15 protein-coding genes are annotated in these 19381 nt (G+C 71.0%); 10 read left to right on the top strand and 5 right to left on the bottom strand.

All coding sequences use genetic code 11. The annotated features are described in order from the left end of the window. The 3 genes from xylA to ACOJSN_RS23440 form a co-directional block, all read left to right on the top strand. The coding region (gene xylA / locus ACOJSN_RS23450) for a xylose isomerase (RefSeq protein WP_420114901.1) at positions 1–1120 on the top strand (1120 nt) is incomplete at its 5' end. A 10-nt stretch (positions 1121–1130) separates the two neighbouring features. Further along, the gene (locus tag ACOJSN_RS23445) at positions 1131–2573 is read left to right on the top strand and encodes a xylulokinase (RefSeq protein ID WP_420114900.1); all 1443 of its coding nucleotides are present in this window, start codon (positions 1131–1133) and stop codon (positions 2571–2573) included. Beyond that, the gene (locus tag ACOJSN_RS23440; protein WP_420114899.1) at positions 2570–4789 is read left to right on the top strand and encodes a glycosyl hydrolase family 95 catalytic domain-containing protein; all 2220 of its coding nucleotides are present in this window, start codon (positions 2570–2572) and stop codon (positions 4787–4789) included. The genes ACOJSN_RS23445 and ACOJSN_RS23440 overlap by 4 nt, the downstream gene beginning before the upstream one ends. 33 nt (positions 4790–4822) lie before the next feature. On the opposite strand, the gene ACOJSN_RS23435 is transcribed toward ACOJSN_RS23440, so the two are convergent. Continuing rightward, a complete protein-coding gene (locus tag ACOJSN_RS23435; protein ID WP_420114898.1) occupies positions 4823–6361 on the bottom strand; it encodes a family 43 glycosylhydrolase in 1539 nt (512 codons plus the stop codon). Next, the gene (locus ACOJSN_RS23430; RefSeq protein ID WP_420114897.1) at positions 6348–8240 is read right to left on the bottom strand and encodes a DUF6807 family protein; all 1893 of its coding nucleotides are present in this window, start codon (positions 8238–8240) and stop codon (positions 6348–6350) included. Before ACOJSN_RS23430 ends, ACOJSN_RS23435 begins: the two co-directional genes overlap by 14 nt. A gap of 107 nt (positions 8241–8347) precedes the next feature. Here ACOJSN_RS23430 and ACOJSN_RS23425 point away from each other — a divergent pair, with 107 nt between their 5' ends. The 3 genes from ACOJSN_RS23425 (at position 8348) to ACOJSN_RS23415 (ending at position 13217) form a co-directional block, all read left to right on the top strand. Further along, positions 8348–9919: a pectinesterase family protein gene (locus ACOJSN_RS23425; RefSeq protein ID WP_420114896.1), complete on the top strand. Its 1572-nt coding sequence runs from the start codon at positions 8348–8350 to the stop codon at positions 9917–9919. Positions 9920–10034: 115 nt separating this feature from the next. Further along, positions 10035–12434, top strand: coding sequence for an FtsX-like permease family protein (locus tag ACOJSN_RS23420; protein ID WP_420114895.1), 2400 nt, complete (start codon positions 10035–10037; stop codon positions 12432–12434). Positions 12435–12446: 12 nt separating this feature from the next. Next, positions 12447–13217, top strand: coding sequence for an ABC transporter ATP-binding protein (locus tag ACOJSN_RS23415; RefSeq protein ID WP_420114894.1), 771 nt, complete (start codon positions 12447–12449; stop codon positions 13215–13217). Positions 13218–13220: 3 nt separating this feature from the next. Here ACOJSN_RS23415 and ACOJSN_RS23410 read toward each other — a convergent pair whose 3' ends face one another. After that, positions 13221–13613, bottom strand: a complete 393-nt coding sequence (locus ACOJSN_RS23410) for a winged helix-turn-helix transcriptional regulator (protein ID WP_420114893.1) — start codon at positions 13611–13613, stop codon at positions 13221–13223. A 48-nt stretch (positions 13614–13661) separates the two neighbouring features. Here ACOJSN_RS23410 and ACOJSN_RS23405 point away from each other — a divergent pair, with 48 nt between their 5' ends. The 3 genes from ACOJSN_RS23405 to ACOJSN_RS23395 all read left to right on the top strand — a co-directional run bounded on the left by ACOJSN_RS23405 (position 13662) and on the right by ACOJSN_RS23395 (position 16500). Beyond that, positions 13662–14459 (top strand): SDR family NAD(P)-dependent oxidoreductase, encoded by a 798-nt coding sequence (locus tag ACOJSN_RS23405; protein WP_420114892.1) that lies wholly within the window; start codon positions 13662–13664, stop codon positions 14457–14459. Positions 14460–14575: 116 nt separating this feature from the next. Further along, positions 14576–15733, top strand: coding sequence for an acetylesterase (locus tag ACOJSN_RS23400; RefSeq protein WP_420114891.1), 1158 nt, complete (start codon positions 14576–14578; stop codon positions 15731–15733). Continuing rightward, positions 15730–16500: a phosphotransferase gene (locus tag ACOJSN_RS23395; protein ID WP_420114890.1), complete on the top strand. Its 771-nt coding sequence runs from the start codon at positions 15730–15732 to the stop codon at positions 16498–16500. Before ACOJSN_RS23400 ends, ACOJSN_RS23395 begins: the two co-directional genes overlap by 4 nt. Positions 16501–16509: 9 nt before the next feature. On the opposite strand, the gene ACOJSN_RS23390 is transcribed toward ACOJSN_RS23395, so the two are convergent. After that, the gene (locus ACOJSN_RS23390; RefSeq protein ID WP_420114889.1) at positions 16510–17430 is read right to left on the bottom strand and encodes an AEC family transporter; all 921 of its coding nucleotides are present in this window, start codon (positions 17428–17430) and stop codon (positions 16510–16512) included. 264 nt (positions 17431–17694) lie between these two features. Between ACOJSN_RS23390 and ACOJSN_RS23385 the strand changes: the two genes are divergently transcribed. After that, complete coding sequence (locus tag ACOJSN_RS23385; RefSeq protein WP_420114888.1) at positions 17695–19026, top strand: alpha-hydroxy acid oxidase; 1332 nt, start codon at positions 17695–17697, stop codon at positions 19024–19026. Positions 19027–19087: 61 nt separating this feature from the next. Here the strand turns inward: ACOJSN_RS23385 and ACOJSN_RS23380 are convergent. Continuing rightward, a partial coding sequence (locus ACOJSN_RS23380; RefSeq protein ID WP_420114887.1) for an FGGY-family carbohydrate kinase occupies positions 19088–19381 on the bottom strand: 294 nt, incomplete at its 5' end.

Raw genomic sequence — 19381 nt, 5'->3', positions numbered from 1 at the left:
CGCGAACGACCAGTTCGGCAGCCCGACCCGCGAGGCGCTCGACCCCCGCGAGTACGCGACCACCCTCGCCGAGCTCGGCGCGTGGGGCGTGACGTTCCACGACGACGACGTGGTGCCGTTCGGCTCCGACGACGCCACGCGCGAGAAGATCTTCACCGACTTCAAGAAGGCGACGGACGACGTCGGCCTCGTCATCGAGATGGTGACGACGAACCTCTTCAGCCACCCGGTCTTCAAGGACGGCGGCTTCACGTCCAACGACCGCGGGGTGCGCCGGTTCGCGCTGCGGAAGGTGCTCCGCAACATCGACCTGGCCGCCGAGGTGGGCGGGTGCTCGTTCGTCATGTGGGGCGGTGGCGAGGGGTCCGTGTACGACGGCGTCAAGGCCACCCACGCCGCGCTCGACCGGTACCGCGAGGCGGTCGACACGGCCGCGGCCTACATCAAGGAGAAGGGCTACGGGCTGCGGATCGCGCTCGAGCCGAAGCCGAACGAGCCCCGCGGCGACATCCTGCTGCCGACCGTCGGGCACGGGCTCGGCTTCATCGCCCAGCTCGAGCACGGCGACATCGTGGGCCTCAACCCCGAGGTGGGCCACGAGCAGATGGCGGGGCTGAACTTCACCACCGGCATCGGCCAGGCGCTGTGGAGCGACAAGCTCTTCCACATCGACCTGAACGGTCAGCGCGGGCTCAAGTACGACCAGGACCTCGCGTTCGGGCACGGCGACCTGATCTCCGCGTTCTTCACCGTCGACCTGCTCGAGAACGGCTTCCCCGGCGGCGGCCCGGTCTACGACGGTCCGCGCCACTTCGACTACAAGCCGTCGCGCACCGAGGGCATCGCGGGCGTGTGGGAGTCGGCGAGCGCCAACATGGAGACGTACCTCCTGCTCGCCGAGAAGGCGAAGGCCTACCGCGCCGACCCGCGCGTGCAGGAGGCGTTCGAGGCCAGCGGCGTGCTCGAGCTCGCGCAGCCGACGCTCGGCGCGGGCGAGACGCTGGCCGACCTGCTCGCCGACCGCAGCGCCTTCGAGGACTTCGACGCCGACGCCGCGGGCCGCCGCGAGTACCACTTCGTCCAGCTGAACCAGCTCGCACTCGCGCACCTGATCGGCTAGACACGTCCTCATGCCTCTGGTCGCCGGCGTCGACACCTCGACGCAGTCCTGCAAGGTCGTCGTCCGGGACTCGGGGACCGGGCAGCTGGTGCGGTCGGGGAGCGCGAAGCACCCCGACGGCACCGAGGTCGACCCCGCCGCCTGGTGGCGCGCCTGCGAGGAGGCGCGCGACCGGGCGGGCGGGCTCGACGACGTCGCCGCGCTGTCGGTCGGTGGCCAGCAGCACGGGATGGTCGCCCTCGACAGCGAGGGCGCCGTGGTGCGGGATGCGCTGCTCTGGAACGACACCCGTTCCGCGAAGGCTGCAGCTGACCTCATCGAGGAGCTGGGGGACGGGACGCCGGGTTCGGGTGAGAAGGCGTGGGCCGACGCCGTCGGGATCGTGCCGGTCGCGTCCTTCACGATCACCAAGCTGCGGTGGCTCGCCGAGAACGAACCCCACAATGCCGAACGGGTCGCGGCGGTCGCGCTGCCCCACGACTGGCTCACGTGGCGGATCGCCGGCGACGGGCCCACGAAGGATGGACACGGTGCGGATGGTCCGCAGCGCCTCGTCACCGATCGCTCGGACGCCTCGGGAACCGGCTACTTCGACGGCGGGAGCAACAGCTATCGGTTCGACCTTCTCGAGCGAGGATTCGGCCGCCGGGTGGGCCTGCCTGCGGTCATCGGCCCCGGCGAGCAGGCACGGTCCGGCCCGAACGACCTCGTGATCGGTCCCGGTGCCGGCGACAACGCCGGCGCTGCGCTCGGGCTCGGCGCGCGGCCCGGTGACGTGATGGTCTCGATCGGCACCTCGGGAGTGGTCACGGCGGTCTCGGACACGCCCGTCCGTGACGTGAGTGGCCTCGTGGCCGGCTTCTCCGACGCCACCGGTCGCTACCTGCCGCTGCTCGCCACGATCAACGGCTCACGTACGTTCGACGCCGTGGGGCGGCTCCTCGGTGTCGGTCACGCCGAGCTCGCCGAGCTCGCGCTCTCGGCGCCTCCGGGGGCCGAAGGGCTCGTGCTCGTGCCCTACCTCGAAGGTGAGCGCACCCCCAACCTGCCCGACGCCACCGGCTCGCTCCACGGCGTGCGCCTCGCCAACACCACGCCGGCGAACCTGGCGAGGGCCGCCGTCGAGGGCGTGCTGTGCTCGCTCGCGTACGCGATGGACGCGCTGGTCGCCCAGGGTGTCGCGGCCCGCCGGATCATCCTCATCGGCGGCGCGGCCCAGTCCGAGGCGGTGCGGCGGATCGCGCCGAGCGTGCTCGGGATGCCGGTCGTGGTGCCGAACCCGGGCGAGTACGTCGCCGACGGCGCCGCCCGCCAGGCCGCCTGGGTGCTCTCGGGTGCGGACGAGGCACCCACGTGGGAGCTCGAGGCGACCACGACCTACGAGGTCGAGGCCCCCGCCGTCGGGCTCCGTGAGCGCTACGCCGAAGCGTCGCAGCTCTTTCTCACCCGATGACCGAGCACCTGCTCCGCTACGACCAGCCCGCCGCCGAGTGGACCGAGGCGCTACCGGTCGGCAACGGGCGGCTCGGCGCGATGGTCTACGGCGGCGTGGCGACCGAACGGCTCCAGTTGAACGAGGACACGCTCTGGTCGGGCGGCCCGTACGACCCGATCAACCCTGCTGCCGCCGAGGCGCTGCCGCGCGTGCGGGCACTCGTGGCGCAGGGCCGCTACGCCGAGGCCGACGCACTCGCCGACCGCGACGTGATGGCGCGGCCGTTGAAGCAGGCGCCGTACTCGACCGTCGGTGAGCTCGTCATCGAGTTCGAGGGAGTGCCCGACGGCGCCCCGGTGCGCCGGTCTCTCGACCTCGCCACCGCGCTGGTCGCCTCCGAGGTGACGGCCGACGGCGTGACGCACCGGCGCCGGGTCGTCGCCTCTCCCGAGGACCAGGTGATCGCGGTGCACCTCGCCGCCTCCCAGACCGGTGCCGTCTCGGCACGGCTGCGGTTCACCTCGCCGTTGCAGCAGACCGAGGTCGCTGCCGAGGGCAGCGAGATCGTGCTGACCGGGCGCAACGATCCGCACGCCGATACGCCCGGCGCCCTCACCTTGGTGGCGCGGGTACGAGCGGTGACCGCCGGCGGGATCGTGCGCGCCGAGGGCGACGCGCTGGTGCTCGAGGGGGCCGACGAGGTCACCCTGCTCATCGCGATCGCCACCTCCTACGTGGGCCCGGACGACCTGACCGGGCACCCGGGTGAGATCACCAGCGCTCAGGTGAGCAGCGCCGTCGGGCGCTCGTTCGACCAGATGGCGGCGGGCACCGCCGCGGCGCACGGCGACCTGTTCGACCGGCTCTCGCTCGACCTGGGCGAGAGCCCCGATCTCCCGACCGACGAGCGGCTGCGCCGCAACGAGACCACCGACGATCCCGCACTCGCGGCGCTGTACCTGGACTATGCGCGGTACCTGCTGATCTGCTCGTCGCGGCCCGGGACGCAGCCGGCGAACCTGCAGGGGATCTGGAACCCGCACACGGACCCGCCGTGGGGGAGCAAGTACACGGTCAACATCAACACCGAGATGAACTACTGGCCGGCCGAGATCGCGGCGCTGCCGGAGCTCGTGGAACCCCTGGACCGGCTGGTGCGGGAGGTCGCGGTCTCGGGTGAGCGGACCGCGCGCGAGATGTACGGGGCGCGCGGCTGGGTGTGCCACCACAACACCGACCTGTGGCGCGCGACCGCGCCGATCGACGGCGCCCGCTGGGGGCTGTGGCCCACCGGCGGGGCGTGGCTGGTGCTGCACCTGTGGCAGCGCTACCGCTACGCGCCCGATGCCGAGTACCTCGCCTCGATCTACCCGCTGCTGCGCGGTGCGTGCGAGTTCTTCCTCGACACGCTCGTGGTGGACGCGGTGACGGGTGCGTTGGTGACCTCGCCGTCGATCTCGCCGGAGAACGAGCATCAGCACGGCACCTCGCTGGTGGCCGGGCCGATCATGGACGCGCAGATTCTGCGGGACCTGTTCGGGGCGGCGTCGGAGGCGGCCGGGCTGCTCGGTGTGGACGCTGAGCTGGTGGGCGAGATCGTGGCGGCGGCGCAGCGGCTGCCGATGAGCCAGGTCGGCTCACACGGGCAGCTGCAGGAGTGGCAGCAGGACTGGGACGCGGCGGCGCCCGAGCAGCAGCACCGGCACGTGTCACACCTGTACGGGCTGTACCCGAGCCGGCAGATCTCGCTCGAGCGGACGCCCGAGCTTGCGGCGGCTGCCCAGCAGACGTTGCTCGACCGGGGCGATGAGTCCACCGGCTGGGCCACAGCGTGGCGGATCGCTCTGTGGGCGCGGCTGCGCGACGGCGACCACGCCCACCAGGTGCTGCGGCTGCTGCTCGACACCCAGCGCACCTACCCGAACCTGCTCGACTCTCACCCGCCGTTCCAGATCGACGGCAACTTCGGCGGTGCCGCCGCCATCCTCGAGATGCTCGTGCAGGCCGACGGCGAGGAGATCCACCTGCTCCCCGCACTCCCGAGCGCCTGGCCGAGCGGGCGGCTGCGCGGAGTCCGCACGCCTGGGCCGTGCACGCTGGACCTGACCTGGGCGGGCGGCGAGCTGACCGGGGCGACCATCACCGCAGAGCGGGCCTGCGAACGCACGATCCGGTACGGGTCGACCGAGACACGCCTCACGCTCGAGCCAGGCACGCTTTCAACGACGTTCTGACCGGCTAGGGGGTCGAAACGTCGTTGAAAGCGGTTAGGGGGTGACGGCGAAGCGGGTGATCCAAGACCACTCGTCGGCAGCGGTGCCCTCGGGGGCAGCTGCGAAGAGGCCGATCTCAGCGCCGATCCAGTGGCCCTCGGTCACCTTCGCGTCGAGGAGCGGCTGCCAGTCGCCGCCGTCGGCGCGCCAGTCGTAGTGCACGGTGCCATCGGCGGGGCTGCTCAGGCGAAGGGCGACGGCGGAGCTCGCCACGGGCAGTCGGCTCACCTCGGTCTCGCGCTGGCGGTCGTCGCCGAGCGCGGCAACCAGCTCGAGGCCGGTCGCGGTGCGCTGCACCCCGACCCAGCTGTAGCGCAGTCCCAACACGGTCAGGCCGGCGCGAGCACCCTGCGACTTGCTGTCGAGCGTGAGTGAGACCTCGACCGTGACCGGCCACCCGGGCAGCAGCTGCCCGAGGACCTGCGGGAGGTCGCGCAGGTCGCCGCGGTCGTTCGGCAGGTGGGCGAGCCCCAGCCTGCCGTCACCGGTCTGGTGCCAGCCCGGCTCGGGGTTGCCCTGCCAGTGCCAGGCGGGAGTAAGCGAATCAGCGGTGAAATCGTCGGCGACCGGGCTTGGTGGAATCGGGTCGGCGGCTGCATCCGGATCGGGGCGGGCGGTCGCGGGGCGGCGGTGGGTGCGCACGGGCTCGCCCACGCCGTCGGCGCCGGGCGTGCCCATGGTGGGCCAGCCATCCTCGCCCCACGCCATCGGCTGCAGGTGCGCCACCCGGCCGTACATACCGCGATCCTGGAAGTGCACGAACCAGTCGTCGCCGGCGGCGTCGGTGATCCACGCGCCCTGATGCGGGCCGTTGACGTCGGTGCTGCCCTGGGCGAGCACGATCCGGTCCTCGTACGGGCCCCAGATCGAGCGCGACCGGAACACCGACTGCCACCCGGTCGCCACACCACCGGCGGGCGCGAAGATCCAGTACCAGCCGTCGCGCTTGTAGAGCTTGGGACCCTCGAGCGTGGTGTAGCCCGACAGGTCGTCGGCGTCGATCACCAGGCGGCCGGCGCCGAGCGGGCAGGTCAGGCTCTCGTCGACCTCGATCATCGTGAGCCGGTTCTTGATGCCTGCGCGCGAGTTGGCCCAGCCGAAGACCAGGTAGGCGCGGCCGTCGTCGTCCCACAGCGGGCACGGGTCGATCAGCCCCTGGCCCTGCAGCAGCAGGTGCGGCTGCGACCACGGACCCTCCGGCCGGTCGGCCCACAGCGTGTAGATGCCGTGATCGGGGTCGGGGTAGACGATCACGAGCCGCCCGCCGCGCTCCCTGATCGACGGCGCCCACACGCCGCCCCCGTGCCGCGGCAGCGCGAAGTGCTCGGCCGGCACGTTCGCAGGCAGCGCGTTGCCCGCGTGCGTCCACCGCACCAGGTCGGGCGAGGTCAGCACCGGCAGCCCCGGCGCCCGGTTGAAGCTCGAGGCGACCAGCACGAACTGGTCGCCGAGACGCACCACGTCAGGGTCCGGCCAGTCGGCATCGAGGATCGGGTTGGTGTAGGTGGGAATGTCTGGATCAACGCCAGGCACGGGTGATCTCCTCGATCGATGGGGTGGTCAGGGCTTCGTCGAGCACGACGGCGTCGAGCCCGATCTCGTAGGTCTCGCCTCGGGCGATGCGCACCGGGGCGTCCCACGCGATCGCGGGGCACAGGGCGAGATAGTCATCGGTCCGGGCGTGCCAGGGCACCAGGGCCGGCCCGTGCTGGCGCAGCACCACGGTCCACGGTCGCGACGCATCACCGTGCACCAGCGCCACCCAGGGTGAGCGTGACCCGTGAGGCGACCCCTCGCCGTCGGCCGTGAACATCGAGACACCCTCCACCTGAGGAAATCGCCAGAAGATGCCGCCGTAGCGGGCATCCGGGCGGCCCGAGCCGGCGGGGCTCGTGATCGTGATCGTGCGCTCGTCGGCGGTGAGGGCGCTGCGCCATCGCAGCTCCCACCCGGTGCGGTCCTCGCGTAGCGCGGCCGTGATGGTGCGCTGCTCGCTCAACTGGTGGGTGCCATCGGGACCGTGCCAGGTGAGCTCCTCCTCCATCTGCTCGCCCGCGCTGCTGAGCTTCACCGACATCTGGGTGCCGTGATTCGCCAGCAGCGTCGGCCCGCTGGCCTCCACGTAGGTGCGGCCACCCCAGTAGGAGATGCCGTTCACATCCGGCAGTGCTACCGAGATGCCGTGCTGGTGGCGGTGCAGCGGAGCGCCAGCATCGGTCAGCACCGCCCCCGAGAGCGTGTAGAGCGGGTGCAGGTAGGGTCGCGGCGAGTAGACGTCCGGCATCACGGGCCGGCGCTCGTAGCGGGCGAGCAGCGCGCCGTCCACGCTGAGGTCGACCGCGACGTCGTCGTCATCGCGGTGCCAGGCCAACGCCGGATTGACCACCTCGGTGATCGCCGGCGGCACGTGCTCGCGCGGCACCGGCCCGGTGCTGCCGCGTTCGACCAGCCGCGGCGGGAACCGCAGCATGGAACTGCGCTCGTCACCGCTGAGCAGCCGCTCGACCTCCTCCCACGCATGTCGCCCCAATTCCTCCTTGGGAACGCTCACGGTGGTGATCGGGGGAGTGGCGTAGCGCGAGAACGGGATGTCGTCATACCCGGCGACCGAGATGTCGCCCGGGACCGCGACGCCCGCCTCGTTGAGCTTGCCCAGCAGCCCGAAGGCGACGACGTCGTTGCAGGTGAGCACCGCCGTCGCCCCCGATTCGAGCACCGGGCCGAGGGCGGCGTAGCCATCCTCGATCGCGCCGCCGCACGGGAGCACGGTGAGGGTCACATCGTCGTGCTCGCGGGCGAGGGCACGGAGTGCCTGCACGCGCTCGGTGTTGGGGATGCTGCTCGGCGGCCCGGCCAGGTACACGAACGACCTGTGTCCGTGCCGCATGAGGCGCCGCATCAGGATCCGCACACCCTCGGCGTAGTCGACCACGAGCGAGGGCACGCCGCCCGCCTCGGCCTCACGGTTGATCAGCACCACCGGTTCGGTCGCCGACAGCACCCGCCGCAGGTCGCGCGGAGACATCCGGGGCGAGCACAGGATCAGGGCATCGCAGCGGCGGCGCGCCTCGATCGCCAGGTCAGCCTCGGCCCCCGGGTCCTCCACGCTGTCGGTGACCAGCAGTCGGTAGCCGGCCGCCGCGGCAGCCCGGTTCGCTCCCCGCAGCACCTGCTGGAACATCGGGTTGGACAAGTCGGGCATCAGCAGCGCCACCGTGTGAGTGCGGCCAAGCGAGAGTGAGCGTGCAGCGTTGCTCGGCACGTAGTCGAGTTGCGCTGCAGCCGCACGCACACGCTCGATCGTCTCGGGCTTGACCGCGGGGTGCGCATTCATCACGCGTGAGACGGTGGCTACCGACACGCCTGCGAGCTTGGCGACGTCACCGATCGTCGCGTGACGTTGACTGTTCATGAGCGCCTCCTGCAGGTGCTGCGTCGGTGCAAGCGGTTCCATCCTTCCACAGGGGCTAAATCACCATGGTTCGGCCGCAGGCCCTGGGAGCGCTTACGCTGGGTCGAGTGACCCTCGCCCGCGTCGGTGACGACGCCGACCTCGTGCCCAGTCTGTCGCTTGCGCTCGCCGACCCGGCCGTGACGGAGATCGTCCTTGCCTCGGGAACCTACGTCGAGCACGTGGTGATCGCGCTGCGTGCGCAGCCGCTGGAGATCCGATCCGAGACCGGCCGCGCTGCCGACGTGCTGCTCACGTTCGGACTCTCTCAGGGCGACCGTGACCGCACGGGGATGGAGATCACGCAGGACTGCGCAACCCTCACCGTGGACGCCGATGACGTCACCATCAGCGGCATCACCATCGAGAACAGCTTCGACAAGCGGCTCTACCCGAAGAAGGCAAACCAGCAGGCTCTCGCGTTGCGCAGCCGTGGCGACCGGGTGGTGGTGAAGGATTGCTATCTGAAGGCCCGCCAGGACACTGCGCTGCTGGACTCGCCCGGGTACGCCTCGGTCAGTCGCGTCCACGTGCATGACTGCGTGATCGAAGGTGACGTCGACTTCGTCTACGGGCGCGCCACCGCGGTTCTCCAACGGTGCGAGATCCGCAGTATCGGCCCGGGCTATGTCGCGGCCCCCTCGACCGCGCGGGAGAACCCGCGCGGGTTCCTGTTCCTGAACTGCTCGTTGACGGCCGACGGCGGTGTGCCGGCCGGGTCTGTCCGGCTCGGTCGGCCGTGGCATCCCGGAGGCAAGGCCGACGCGCTCGGTCAGGCGTGGTTCGTCGGGTGCGACCTGGGCGAGCACGTCGCGACCGACGCGTGGTCGGATATGGGTGGCTTCGGCTGGCGCGAGGCGCGGTTCGCCGAGCAGGGCAATCGTGGTCTCGGGGCCGCGACGGGAGCCGATCGGCCCCAGGCGACCGAGGCTCCGAGTGCGCAGGACTGGCTCGAGGGCTGGCACGGCTGGCCGGCGCGCGACGGTGAGATCCACGTGGTCGGTGACTCCACGGCGTCGACATACGAGGCGACCCAGGCGCCCCGTGAGGGCTGGGGCCAACGGCTCCCGGACGCCGTCGGGCGGCCCGTGCACAACCACGCGGTCTCCGGCGCAAGCTCGCGCAGCTTCATCGAGCGGGGAATCCTCGACCACGTGCTCGAGCAGCTGCAGCCGCACGACCTGCTGCTGATCCAGTTCGGGCACAACGACACCAAGGAGGACGAGCGGCACACGAACCTGTTCCGCGAGTACGCGCCGATGCTGCGGCGCTACCTGCTGGGCGCGCGCGCTCGCGGCGCGACCCCGGTGCTGCTCACCTCGATCGAGCGCCGCCGCTTTGACGAGGCGGGGCGGGCGGTCTCGACGCACGGCGGATACCCGCAGCAGGTGCGGGACCTGGCCGTGGAGGAGGGCGTGCCGCTGATCGACCTGACCGTGCAGACCCGCGCGCTGTGGCAGCAGCAGGGTGCCGAGGGCAGCAAGGACTCGTTCCTGTGGCTGCAGCCGGGGGAGTACGCAGGCTTTCCGGAGGGGGAGCAGGACGACACGCACCTGTCGAGCGCGGGTGCCAGGCTCGTGGCCACTCTGGTCGCTGATGGCTTGCGTGCGGCCGGCCTGATTCCCGTGACCCGCGCCTGATCCTTCAGATGCTGCGGTAGCGTCCCAGCCCCCGGCTCGACCGGTGGTCACCGCCGAGACCGGCGGGGGATACCTGCGATGTGCCGAGGCAGCGTCGCTCGCCAGGCTGAGCGGCATGCCCCGTTCCCGCAGCATGCTGCGACGCCACCTGCGCAGCGATCTGCGACGTGACCCCGGCGTCACGATCGCGATCGCCGTCATGATCACGCTCAGCGCCTGCCTGATGGCCAGCGGCGCGATGGTGATGGAACGGCTGGTCGGGGCGGTCGACGAGCTCTTCGAGCAAGCGCAACCCCCGCACTTCCTGCAGATGCACAAGGGTGACTACGACGTCGCAGCCCTGGAGGCGTTCGCCGAGGAGAATCCCGCGATCGAGGCCTGGTTCATCGAGGAGATGATCGGGTTCGACGGCGGGGCGATCGCCTGGGAGCGCGGGGGAACCGGCGAGCGGGGCGACCTGTCGGACTCGCTCGTCGACAACCTGTTCGTCACACAGAACACCGAGTTCGACTTCCTTCTCGACGCCGAGGGCGGTGCGCCACATCCCGATGCCGGAGAGGTCTACGTGCCGGTGATGTACGCCGAGCGCGACGGGCTGCAGGCCGGTGACGTCCTCACGGTCATCACGCTCCAGGGTCAGCACGAGCTCACGGTGGCCGGGACAGTTCGCGACGCCCAGATGGCGTCGTCGATGTCGTCTGCGACGCGCTTCGTGGTCTCGCCGGCCGACTTCGAGGCGCTCGTTGCCGCGGGTGGTGGCGTCCCGGAGATCATCGTCGAGTACCTCGTGACCGACCCCGCGCTCGCGACCGACCTCCAGACCGCTTACGCCGCGGATCCGGCGCTGCCCATGAACGGTGAGGACGTCACCTACGCGCTGATCCGCACCCTCAACGTGATCAGTGATGGGCTCGCGGCGATCACGCTGATGGGCGTCGCGCTGCTGCTCGTGGCCATCGCTCTGCTCAGCCTGCACGTCGTGATCCGCGGGCGCCTGCAGGATGACGTCCGCCAGATCGGCGCCATGAAGGCGATCGGGTTGCCGCACCGGGACATCTCTCGGCTGTATCTGGCCTCCTACGTCGTGCTGACGGCGGTGGGGTGCGTGCTCGGCGGCGCCCTCGCCGTCGTCACGGTGCCGTTCCTGACCCGTGGCGTGCAGGCCAGCTACGCCGCCTCGGGATTCGGGCTGCGGTCCGCGGCCGTGCTGCTGCTGGCGCTCGGTGTCGTGGTGACGGTCGTGGTGCTGAGCTGCCGCCGCGTGCTGAGGCGGGTCGCCACTGTGCAGGTCGTGGACGCCCTCGTGCACGGCAGCCTGCTCGATGCGAAGCAGACCGCCCGCCGCAACCAGCGTGCGGCGCGACGCGTGCGGCGCTCCGACCTGGTCTCCGGTCCCGGCCGGAGCGTGAGCCGCAGGCTCGCTGTGCTCGATCTGCGTGCCGAAGCGCGTCAGTGGCTGCTCATCCCCGCCGTGCTCTACCTGGCCGCCTTGGTGATGGCGTTGCCCGCCCACATGCTCACCACCCTGTCCAGTCCCAGCGTCGTGACGTCCATGGGGATGCCCGAGGCCGACCTGGTCATCGACCTGCAGCACGCCGACGACCTCGATGAGCGTCAGGCCGAGATGGCCGCCGCGCTGCAGCGGGACGACCGGCTCGTGGACGTCCAGCTCTTCGCTCGCACGCTGCTCGAGGTGCAGGGTCCGCACGGGTGGCAGACGATCCACGTCGAGGTCGGCGATTACTCCACATCCACGATGCGGTACACGCAGGGCCGCGCTCCCGGGCGCGGTGAGATCGCGCTCTCGATCCTCAACGCTGACACATACCAGGTGACGACCGGTGACGAGCTCGACCTGCGGATCGATGACCAGGTGCGCTCCGTCGTCGTCAGTGGGATCTATGCCGACGTGACCAGCGGCGGCGACACCGCCAAGATGACCGGTGACCCGACAGCCGCCGCGAGCGGCTATCTGCTCGTCGTCGGGACCGCGGACGGGGTGGACCCAGTGGCGCTCGCGGCCGAGTACGGGGAGGCGTTCCCGCACGCGGAGGTGCTCCCGGTGGCGGAGCTCACCGCGCAGACGATGGCGCAGATGACCGGAGCACTCCGCAGTGCCGCGATGCTGGCGTGGGCTTTCGGGCTCGGGGTGGCCACACTGATCGTCGCGATGTTCCTGCGGCTGCGGATCGCGCGTGATCGGCCGTCGATGGGCACGCTGTCGGCGATCGGCTTCTCGGCCGCCGAGATCCTCGCCCAGCTGCGCGGCAAGACCGTGGCCGGCGCGCTCGTGGGGGCACTGCTCGGGAGCGCGAGCGCACTGGTGCTCGGCGGGCCGCTCGTGAACGGGCTGCTGAGTGCGGCAGGTCTGGGGGTGGCAGGGCTGCCCCTGGTACCGAACGCGGTGACGACCATCGCCGGCCCGATCGCGCTGGTCGCCGCGGCACTGCTGACGGCGGTCGCGGTCACGGCACGGCTGCGCGGCGACGACACCAGTACCTGGTTACGAGCCTGAGAGGACCGAGAGATGAGCCACGAACAGCCATTCACCCTGGAGAGCAAGGGCGTGACCAAGGCCTTCAGCACCACCGACCCGCCGACGCAGGTGCTCAACGGCGTCGATCTGGCGGTTCGCCCTGGCGAGTTCCTCGTGGTCATGGGCGCCTCCGGCTCCGGCAAGTCCACGCTGCTGTACAGCCTGAGCGGCATGGACCGGCCGACGTCGGGGACCGTGCGGCTGGAGGGCCGCGACCTCACCGACCTGTCGGACGCCGAGATGGCGCAGGTGCGGCTGACACGGATGGGCTTCGTCTTCCAGCGGGCGTACTTCCTGCCGAACCTCAGTATCCGCGACAACATCCTGCTGCCGGCGCTGAAGGCCGCACCGCAAGCGCAGGATGCAGCGATCGCGCGGGTCGAGGTGTTGATGGAGCGCTTCGGCATCGGGCACGTGCATGACCATGGCATCACCGAGGTCTCGGGCGGCCAGCTGCAGCGCGCCTCGATCGCTCGCGCGCTGGCGTGCGAGCCGGCGATCGTGTTCGCCGACGAGCCCACCGGTGCGCTCAACAGCAGCATGTCGGCCGAGGTGATGGACGTGCTGTCCGAGATCCACGCCGATGGCGTCACGATCGTCATGGTCACCCACGAGGTCGCGAGCGCTGCGCGGGCCGATCGCGTCGTCTACCTCCGCGACGGCCAACAGGTCGACGAGCGCGAGCTGGGTCGCTGGTCCGCAGCGCAGGCACACGAGCGTGAAGGTGCGCTGCTGGTCTGGTTGCGGCAGCACCGCTGCTGAGCGTTAGTGCACGGCCGGACCTGAGTATCCGGCTCGGGCGCGCTGGATGTCGGCCTCGTGGTCGCGTGCCCACTGCCCCACGGCGACCACCAGCGGGAGCAGGCTGCGGCCCAGCGGGGTCGCCGCATACTCCACCCGCTCGGCCGCGCCGTGATGGACCGCCCCGACGATCGTGCGCTGCACCAACCCGTCGCGCTCCAGCATGCGCAGCGTGCGCGTGAGGATCCTGCGGCTCAGCCCTTCCACGGCACGGTCGAGCTCGTTGAAGCCGTAGGCACGGTCGGCGACCAGGCTCAGGATCAGCAGGCTCCAGCGCTCCCCGACACGTGCGAGCACGTCGGACACGCCGCACTCCGCTCGGCCCTCGGCCGTGACCGGCACCTCGATCAGTGACATCGATGTTCCTTCTTTCGCCCGCCACTCGTTCGCCGCAGGCTTCAGGTTATGGGAACGACTGTGATCACCGGCGGGACCAACGGCATCGGGGCGGCTCTGGCGGGCAGGCTCGCCAGAGCCGGTCACCGCGTCCTCGTCGTGGGGCGCTCGCCGACGGCACCTGCCGGTGCCGAGCTGGTCCGCGCCGACCTGAGCACGATCGCCGGCACCCTCGCTGCTGCGACCGAGGTGGCGGCTCGGGCTCCCGCGGTCGACCGCGTGGTTCTCGGCGCCGGCCGGTTCAACCGCCGCCGTGTGCTCACGACGGACGGGCTGGAGCACACCTTCGCGCTCTATCCCGTGAGCCGCTACTTGTTCACCGATGCACTGATGCCACACCTCAGCGGTGGCGCCGTGATCGTCAGCGTGTGCGGTGTGGGTGGGCTGGGCGGAGCCGGGATCCAGTGGTACGACCTGACGCTGGCGCGCTCGTACCGGGCGTTCGGTGCGGTCTCGCAGGTGGCGCGTGCCTCGGAGCTGCTAGGGGCCGGTTTCCACGACCACTACCCCGCGAGCCCGGCACGCTACGTGTTGTACAACCCGATGTTCGTGGACTCGGGCCTCGGCCAGCAGGTGGGCGGTTTCGCAGGCCGGGCGCTCGACGGCGTGGCTCGCCTCTTCGCGCAGTCCTCCGACGACGCGGCCGCGTTGATCCAGCCGTTCCTGGACGGTCCGTCGGTGCCGAGCGTTCCCTTGACCGCGTCGCGGCGTGGCAAGCCGATGTCGCTCGATCGTCCGGAGTTCGATCGTGCCGCCGCGGCGCGGCTGTACCGGGTGCTCGCGGAGCTGACCTCATCGGCTCGGTAGCGCTCCTCGCGGCGCCGGGCCGATCCGCGACGTGGACGTGAGGGCACGGCGGTGACGTGCTGCTGGCAGAGTGGGTCGCGTTCACCGCGGATCACCTCGACGACGGAGCGCAGTCCATGTCCGAGTCCACCACCCGTGCTCTCGCCGATCTCGGCGCGATCTCGGACCTGCTGCCGTTGCTGCGGTCGACCGGGCCGGTATTCCCGATCGGCGACGACGGCGCGGACGTGAGCGCGCGGCTGCGGGAGGTGCTCAACCCACCGCCGTGGTCCTCGGTCACCCCCGTGCTCGGGCGCACCTGGCAACGTGACGGGATCGACGGCGTCGAGGTCACCTGGGAGGTGGGCTTCGGTGCGCCGACGCAGGCGTGGCTGCTGCGACCCGCCGGTGAGGCGGGTGAGCTGCCGGGCATCGTCGCGCTGCACTGCCACGGCGGCATGAAGTTCTTCGGCAAGGAGAAGGTCGCGGACGGGCCCGAGGGTCCCGAGCCGGACGTCGTCGCGTTCCGTGAGGAGTGCTACGACGGCCGCGCCTACGCCAACGACCTCGCCCGCGCCGGCTACGCGGTGCTCGTGCACGACGCGTTCGGCTGGGGCTCGCGGCGCACGCCGGTCGAGGACATGCCGGGCCGCAGCGAGGGGGTGGCGGCGCTGCAGCTCGCGGAGGCCGAGCGCGTGGGCCGCGCACTCACGGTGAGCCAGGTCTACGACGCCCACGCGGGACCCTTCGAGGACGCGATGGCCAAGGCGCTCGGGGTGCTGGGCACCTCGTGGGGTGGTGTGGTGGGCCGGGAGGACCTCATCGCGGTCGACCTCCTCCACCGGCTCGACGGCGTGGCGCCGGGTGGGGTGGGTGTCATCGGGATGTCCGGGGGAGGGGCCCGCGCCGCCACGGTCACAGCACTCGCCGCACCCGGGCAGGTCCGCGCCACGGTGATCGCCTCGATGATGTCGACCTACGACGAGCTCCTCGACGGCCACCTCCACAGCCACACCTGGATGCTCAACAACCCAGGTCTCGGGCGAGTCGCCGACTGGCCCACGGTGGCGGCTGCGGCCCGACCGCAACCGCTGTTCGTCGGCTACGGGTTGCGCGACTCGCTGTTCTCCGAGGCCGGCATGCGGGCTGCGCACGAGCAGATCGGCCGGCTGTACGCCGCGGCCGGGGCGTCGGAGAAGTACCGAGGCGTCCTGGCCGACCTGCCCCATTGCCTCGCCGGCGAGCTGCGCACCGAGGCGTTCGCGTGGCTCGATCAGGTCATGCTCGAGCGATGAATGAACGCCGCGTCGAGATCGAGGGCGATCTCGTGCGCCGGCCCGCACACGCCTGGACCCCCACGGTGCACGCGCTCCTGCGGCATCTGCGGGGCCAGGGTCTGGAGGTGCCCGAACCGGTCTCGTGCGAGCTGCGGGAGATGCCCGACGGCGGTGTCGGCGGTCTCGAGGTGGTCCGCCTCGTCGAGGGGCTCGCCGGGCCTGATGCGTGGCCGCTGCAGGCCACCGACGAGGGGCTCCGCTCCGCTGCGACGCTGCTGCGGCAGATCCACGATGCCGGGCGGACCTTCGAGAACCCGCCGGACGCCGTCTGGGCATTCCCCGCGCTTCCCGGAACCTCGGCGACGATCCTGCACGGAGACCCGGGTCCGTGGAACATGGCGTGGCGTGAGGGCCGCGCCGTCGGACTCTTCGACTGGGATCTCGCCCGGCCGGGGCCAGCGCTCGACGACGTGGTGTACGCACTCGACTACCTCGCCCCGCTGCGCAACGACGAGGACAGTCTCCGGTGGCACGGCTTCACAGCTCCGCCCGACCGCGCCGCCAGGGTGCGGAGCTTCCTCGACGCCTACGGTGCGGACGTCACGGCGGCCGACGCCGTCCGCCTGATGCTCGAGCGCAAGCGACGTACCGAGGTGGAGGTGATCGACCTCGCGGCGCGTGGGCTCGAGCCGCAGCGCACGTGGGTGGCCGGCGGCTACCTCGAGGAGAACGCCGCACATCTGGCGTGGGCCGAGGCCAACGCGGAGCGACTGCTGCTCGGGTAAGGGCCGCCGTCAGCCGAAGATCAGGGCGACCGCGATGAGGACCGGGACCGCCAGCACCGTGGTCACCACCTGGCTGTCGCGTGCGATCGCCTGGCCGCTGCCGTACCGCATCGCGTACACGAGGACGTTCTGCGCCGTGGGTAGCGCCGCCATAGCCACGACGCCGAACAGCGCGACCCCCTCCAGCCCGAGCCAACTCCCCAGCCCCCACGCGAGGACCGGGTGCACCACCGTGCGCAGCGCCACGATCAGCCCGAGATCCGGCAGCGGTGCGCGCGACCCGGAGGTCTGTGGGCTCGAGAGCGTCATCCCGAGCATCATCAGCGCCAGGGGTGCTGCAGCCGCCCCGACCAGCTGGAACGGGCTGAGCAGCCAGTCCGGCGCCGGCGGCAGCAGCGCGAGCAGGACACCCGCCAGTGCCGCGATGATGATCGGGTTCTTCAGCGACCGGCCCAATCCGATCAGCAGCGCGCGCCCGCCGCGGCCGCTGCCGCGCGACTCCATCACCACGAACGCTGTGGGTGCCAGCACGAGCAGCTGGAACAGCAGCGTGGGGACCACGGCCACGGGGTTGCCGAGCATGTAGACCGACAGTGGCAGTCCGAGGTTCCCCGCATTGACGTACGAGGAAGCGAGCGCGCCGATGGTGGTCTCGCCGGCGTTGCGCCGCATCACCACGCGCAGCACGAGCGCGGCGATCAGCGCCATCGCGCTGGTGCTCGCGACCGTGACGAGCGCCGTCCGGGTGAGCAGCAGGTGCAGGTCGGAGGTGGCGATGGTCGAGAACAGCAGCGACGGCGTCGCCACCATGAACACCAGCTTCGCAATGACGAGCTGTGCGCCGTCGCCGAGCACCTTCAGCCGCGCCAGCAACCACCCGACGGCCACGATCGCCGCCATCGTGCCCAGGGAGGACAGGACTGCACCCATCAGCACACCGTCCCGGTCACGAACATCGACCGTATCGTATAGCGGGATTCTGTGACCATATGTTGGTACGCGTTGCCTTGGCGCCCGCCGCGACCACCGCCCGCCTCACGCCTCGACCGTCAGCGCGCCGGTGGTACGACGTCGCCGCAAGGCGTCGAGAGGGCCAGTCCACACGTGGCCGGATTGAATCGGTAAAACCGAGGAACTAGGGTGGGGTGTGGCGAGGGTGCACCCATCGCCTCGATCACGTGACGAGAGCAGGCCATGGAACGACGACTCCCGAACCTGTCGGTGCTGCGCGAGCAGCTCAACTTCCGCGCACCGAGCCTGGACTTCGCGGCGACGCGGCTGGCGAAGGCGCAGACGATCTGGGATCTGCGCCGGATCGCGAAGCGCCGCACCCCCAAGGGGCCGTTCGACTACACCGACGGCGCGGCGGAGAACGAGGTAGGCCTGGCCCGGGCGCGCAAGGCGTTCGAGGATGTGGAGTTCCACCCGAGCATCCTCAAGGACGTCACGAACGTCTCGACCTCCTGGGACGTGCTCGGCGCACCCTCGGCGTACCCGGTGGGGATCGCTCCCACGGGCTTCACGCGACTGATGCACGCGGCCGGCGAGCGGGCCGGTGCCCAGGTGGCGCAGAAGTTCGACGTGCCGTTCGCGCTGTCGACGCTGGGCACCACCTCGATCGAGGAGGTGCGCAAGGCTGCGCCGCGTGGCCGGCTGTGGTTCCAGCTGTACATGATGAAGGAGCGGCAGCGCTCGCTGGATCTGGTCGAACGGGCGAAGGCCGCCGGCTACGACACGCTGCTGGTCACGGTGGACACACCGGTCGCCGGCGCCCGGCACCGTGACAAGCGCAACGGCATGTCCTTCCCGCCGCAGCTGACACCGATGACGATCATCGACGCGATCCCGCGGCCGGAGTGGTGGATCAACTACCTCACCACCGAGCCGCTGGAGTTCGCCTCGATCACCAAGTTCGACGGCTCCGTGGCCGACATCCTCGACGCGATGTTCGACCCCAGCATCGACTACGAGGCGCTCGCCGAGATCCGCTCGCACTGGGACGGCAAGGTGGTCGTCAAGGGCGTGCAGAACCTCGAGGACGCCCGCAGGCTCGCGGGCATCGGGGTGGACGGCATCACGCTGTCCAACCACGGCGGCCGCCAGCTCGACCGCGCCCCGGTGCCGTTCCACCTGCTGCCCGAGGTCGTGCGCGAGGTCGGCTCCGACCTCGAGGTGCACCTGGACACCGGCATCATGTCCGGAGCCGACGTCGTCGCCTCGGTCGCCCTCGGTGCCCGCTTCACGATGGTCGGCCGCGCCTACCTGTACGGGCTCATGGCCGGCGGGCAGGCCGGCGTGGACCGGATGCTGACGATCCTCACCGGCGAGATCGAGCGCGTCATGCGCCTCATCGGTGTGGCCAGCCTGGAGGAGCTCAGCCCCGAGCACGTCACCCAGCTCGTCAGACTCGCCCCGCGCGACCTGACGCACGAGACCGAGCTGCGCTCCGTCGTCGAGCACTCGCCTGCCAAGGCTCCCGCCCGCACGACCCCGGCACGCAGGTCCAAGGCGCCCGCGAAGGGCTGAGACGCGACGACGCCCCGCCGGCCGGAGCCGACGGGGCGTCGTGGTCACTCTCCGAGAGGGGTCACGCCTCCGTGTCCTCGTCGACCCCGTCGAAGGTCTTGGTGACGGCCTTCTTCCAGTTGCGGAGCAGGCGCTCTCGGTCGCCCTCGTCCATGCGCGGCTCCCAGCGGCGGTCCTCCTGCCAGTTCTTGGAAAGGTCGTCCAGCCCCGACCAGAACCCGACGGCGAGACCGGCCGCGTACGCGGCGCCGAGGGCGGTCGTCTCGGCGACGACCGGACGCACCACCGGCACACCGAGGATGTCGGCCTGGAACTGCATGAGGACATCGTTCGCGGTCATGCCGCCGTCGACCTT

Source organism: Pseudactinotalea sp. (genome assembly GCF_048594945.1).
GTDB lineage: Bacteria > Actinomycetota > Actinomycetes > Actinomycetales > Beutenbergiaceae > Pseudactinotalea.
This window is presented reverse-complemented; position numbering and strand designations above follow the sequence as displayed.

What these genes read in the sequence shown, in the direction of transcription:
- ACOJSN_RS23445 (WP_420114900.1), top strand. Translation starts at nt 1,131, where the DNA reads ATGCCTCTGGTCGCCGGCGTCGACACCTCGACGCAGTCCTGCAAGGTC.
- ACOJSN_RS23440 (WP_420114899.1), top strand. Translation starts at nt 2,570, where the DNA reads ATGACCGAGCACCTGCTCCGCTACGACCAGCCCGCCGCCGAGTGGACC.
- ACOJSN_RS23430 (WP_420114897.1), bottom strand. Translation starts at nt 8,240, where the DNA reads ATGAACAGTCAACGTCACGCGACGATCGGTGACGTCGCCAAGCTCGCA.
- ACOJSN_RS23420 (WP_420114895.1), top strand. Translation starts at nt 10,035, where the DNA reads ATGCCCCGTTCCCGCAGCATGCTGCGACGCCACCTGCGCAGCGATCTG.
- ACOJSN_RS23415 (WP_420114894.1), top strand. Translation starts at nt 12,447, where the DNA reads ATGAGCCACGAACAGCCATTCACCCTGGAGAGCAAGGGCGTGACCAAG.
- ACOJSN_RS23410 (WP_420114893.1), bottom strand. Translation starts at nt 13,613, where the DNA reads ATGTCACTGATCGAGGTGCCGGTCACGGCCGAGGGCCGAGCGGAGTGC.
- ACOJSN_RS23405 (WP_420114892.1), top strand. Translation starts at nt 13,662, where the DNA reads ATGGGAACGACTGTGATCACCGGCGGGACCAACGGCATCGGGGCGGCT.
- ACOJSN_RS23400 (WP_420114891.1), top strand. Translation starts at nt 14,576, where the DNA reads ATGTCCGAGTCCACCACCCGTGCTCTCGCCGATCTCGGCGCGATCTCG.
- ACOJSN_RS23395 (WP_420114890.1), top strand. Translation starts at nt 15,730, where the DNA reads ATGAATGAACGCCGCGTCGAGATCGAGGGCGATCTCGTGCGCCGGCCC.
- ACOJSN_RS23390 (WP_420114889.1), bottom strand. Translation starts at nt 17,430, where the DNA reads ATGGGTGCAGTCCTGTCCTCCCTGGGCACGATGGCGGCGATCGTGGCC.
- ACOJSN_RS23385 (WP_420114888.1), top strand. Translation starts at nt 17,695, where the DNA reads ATGGAACGACGACTCCCGAACCTGTCGGTGCTGCGCGAGCAGCTCAAC.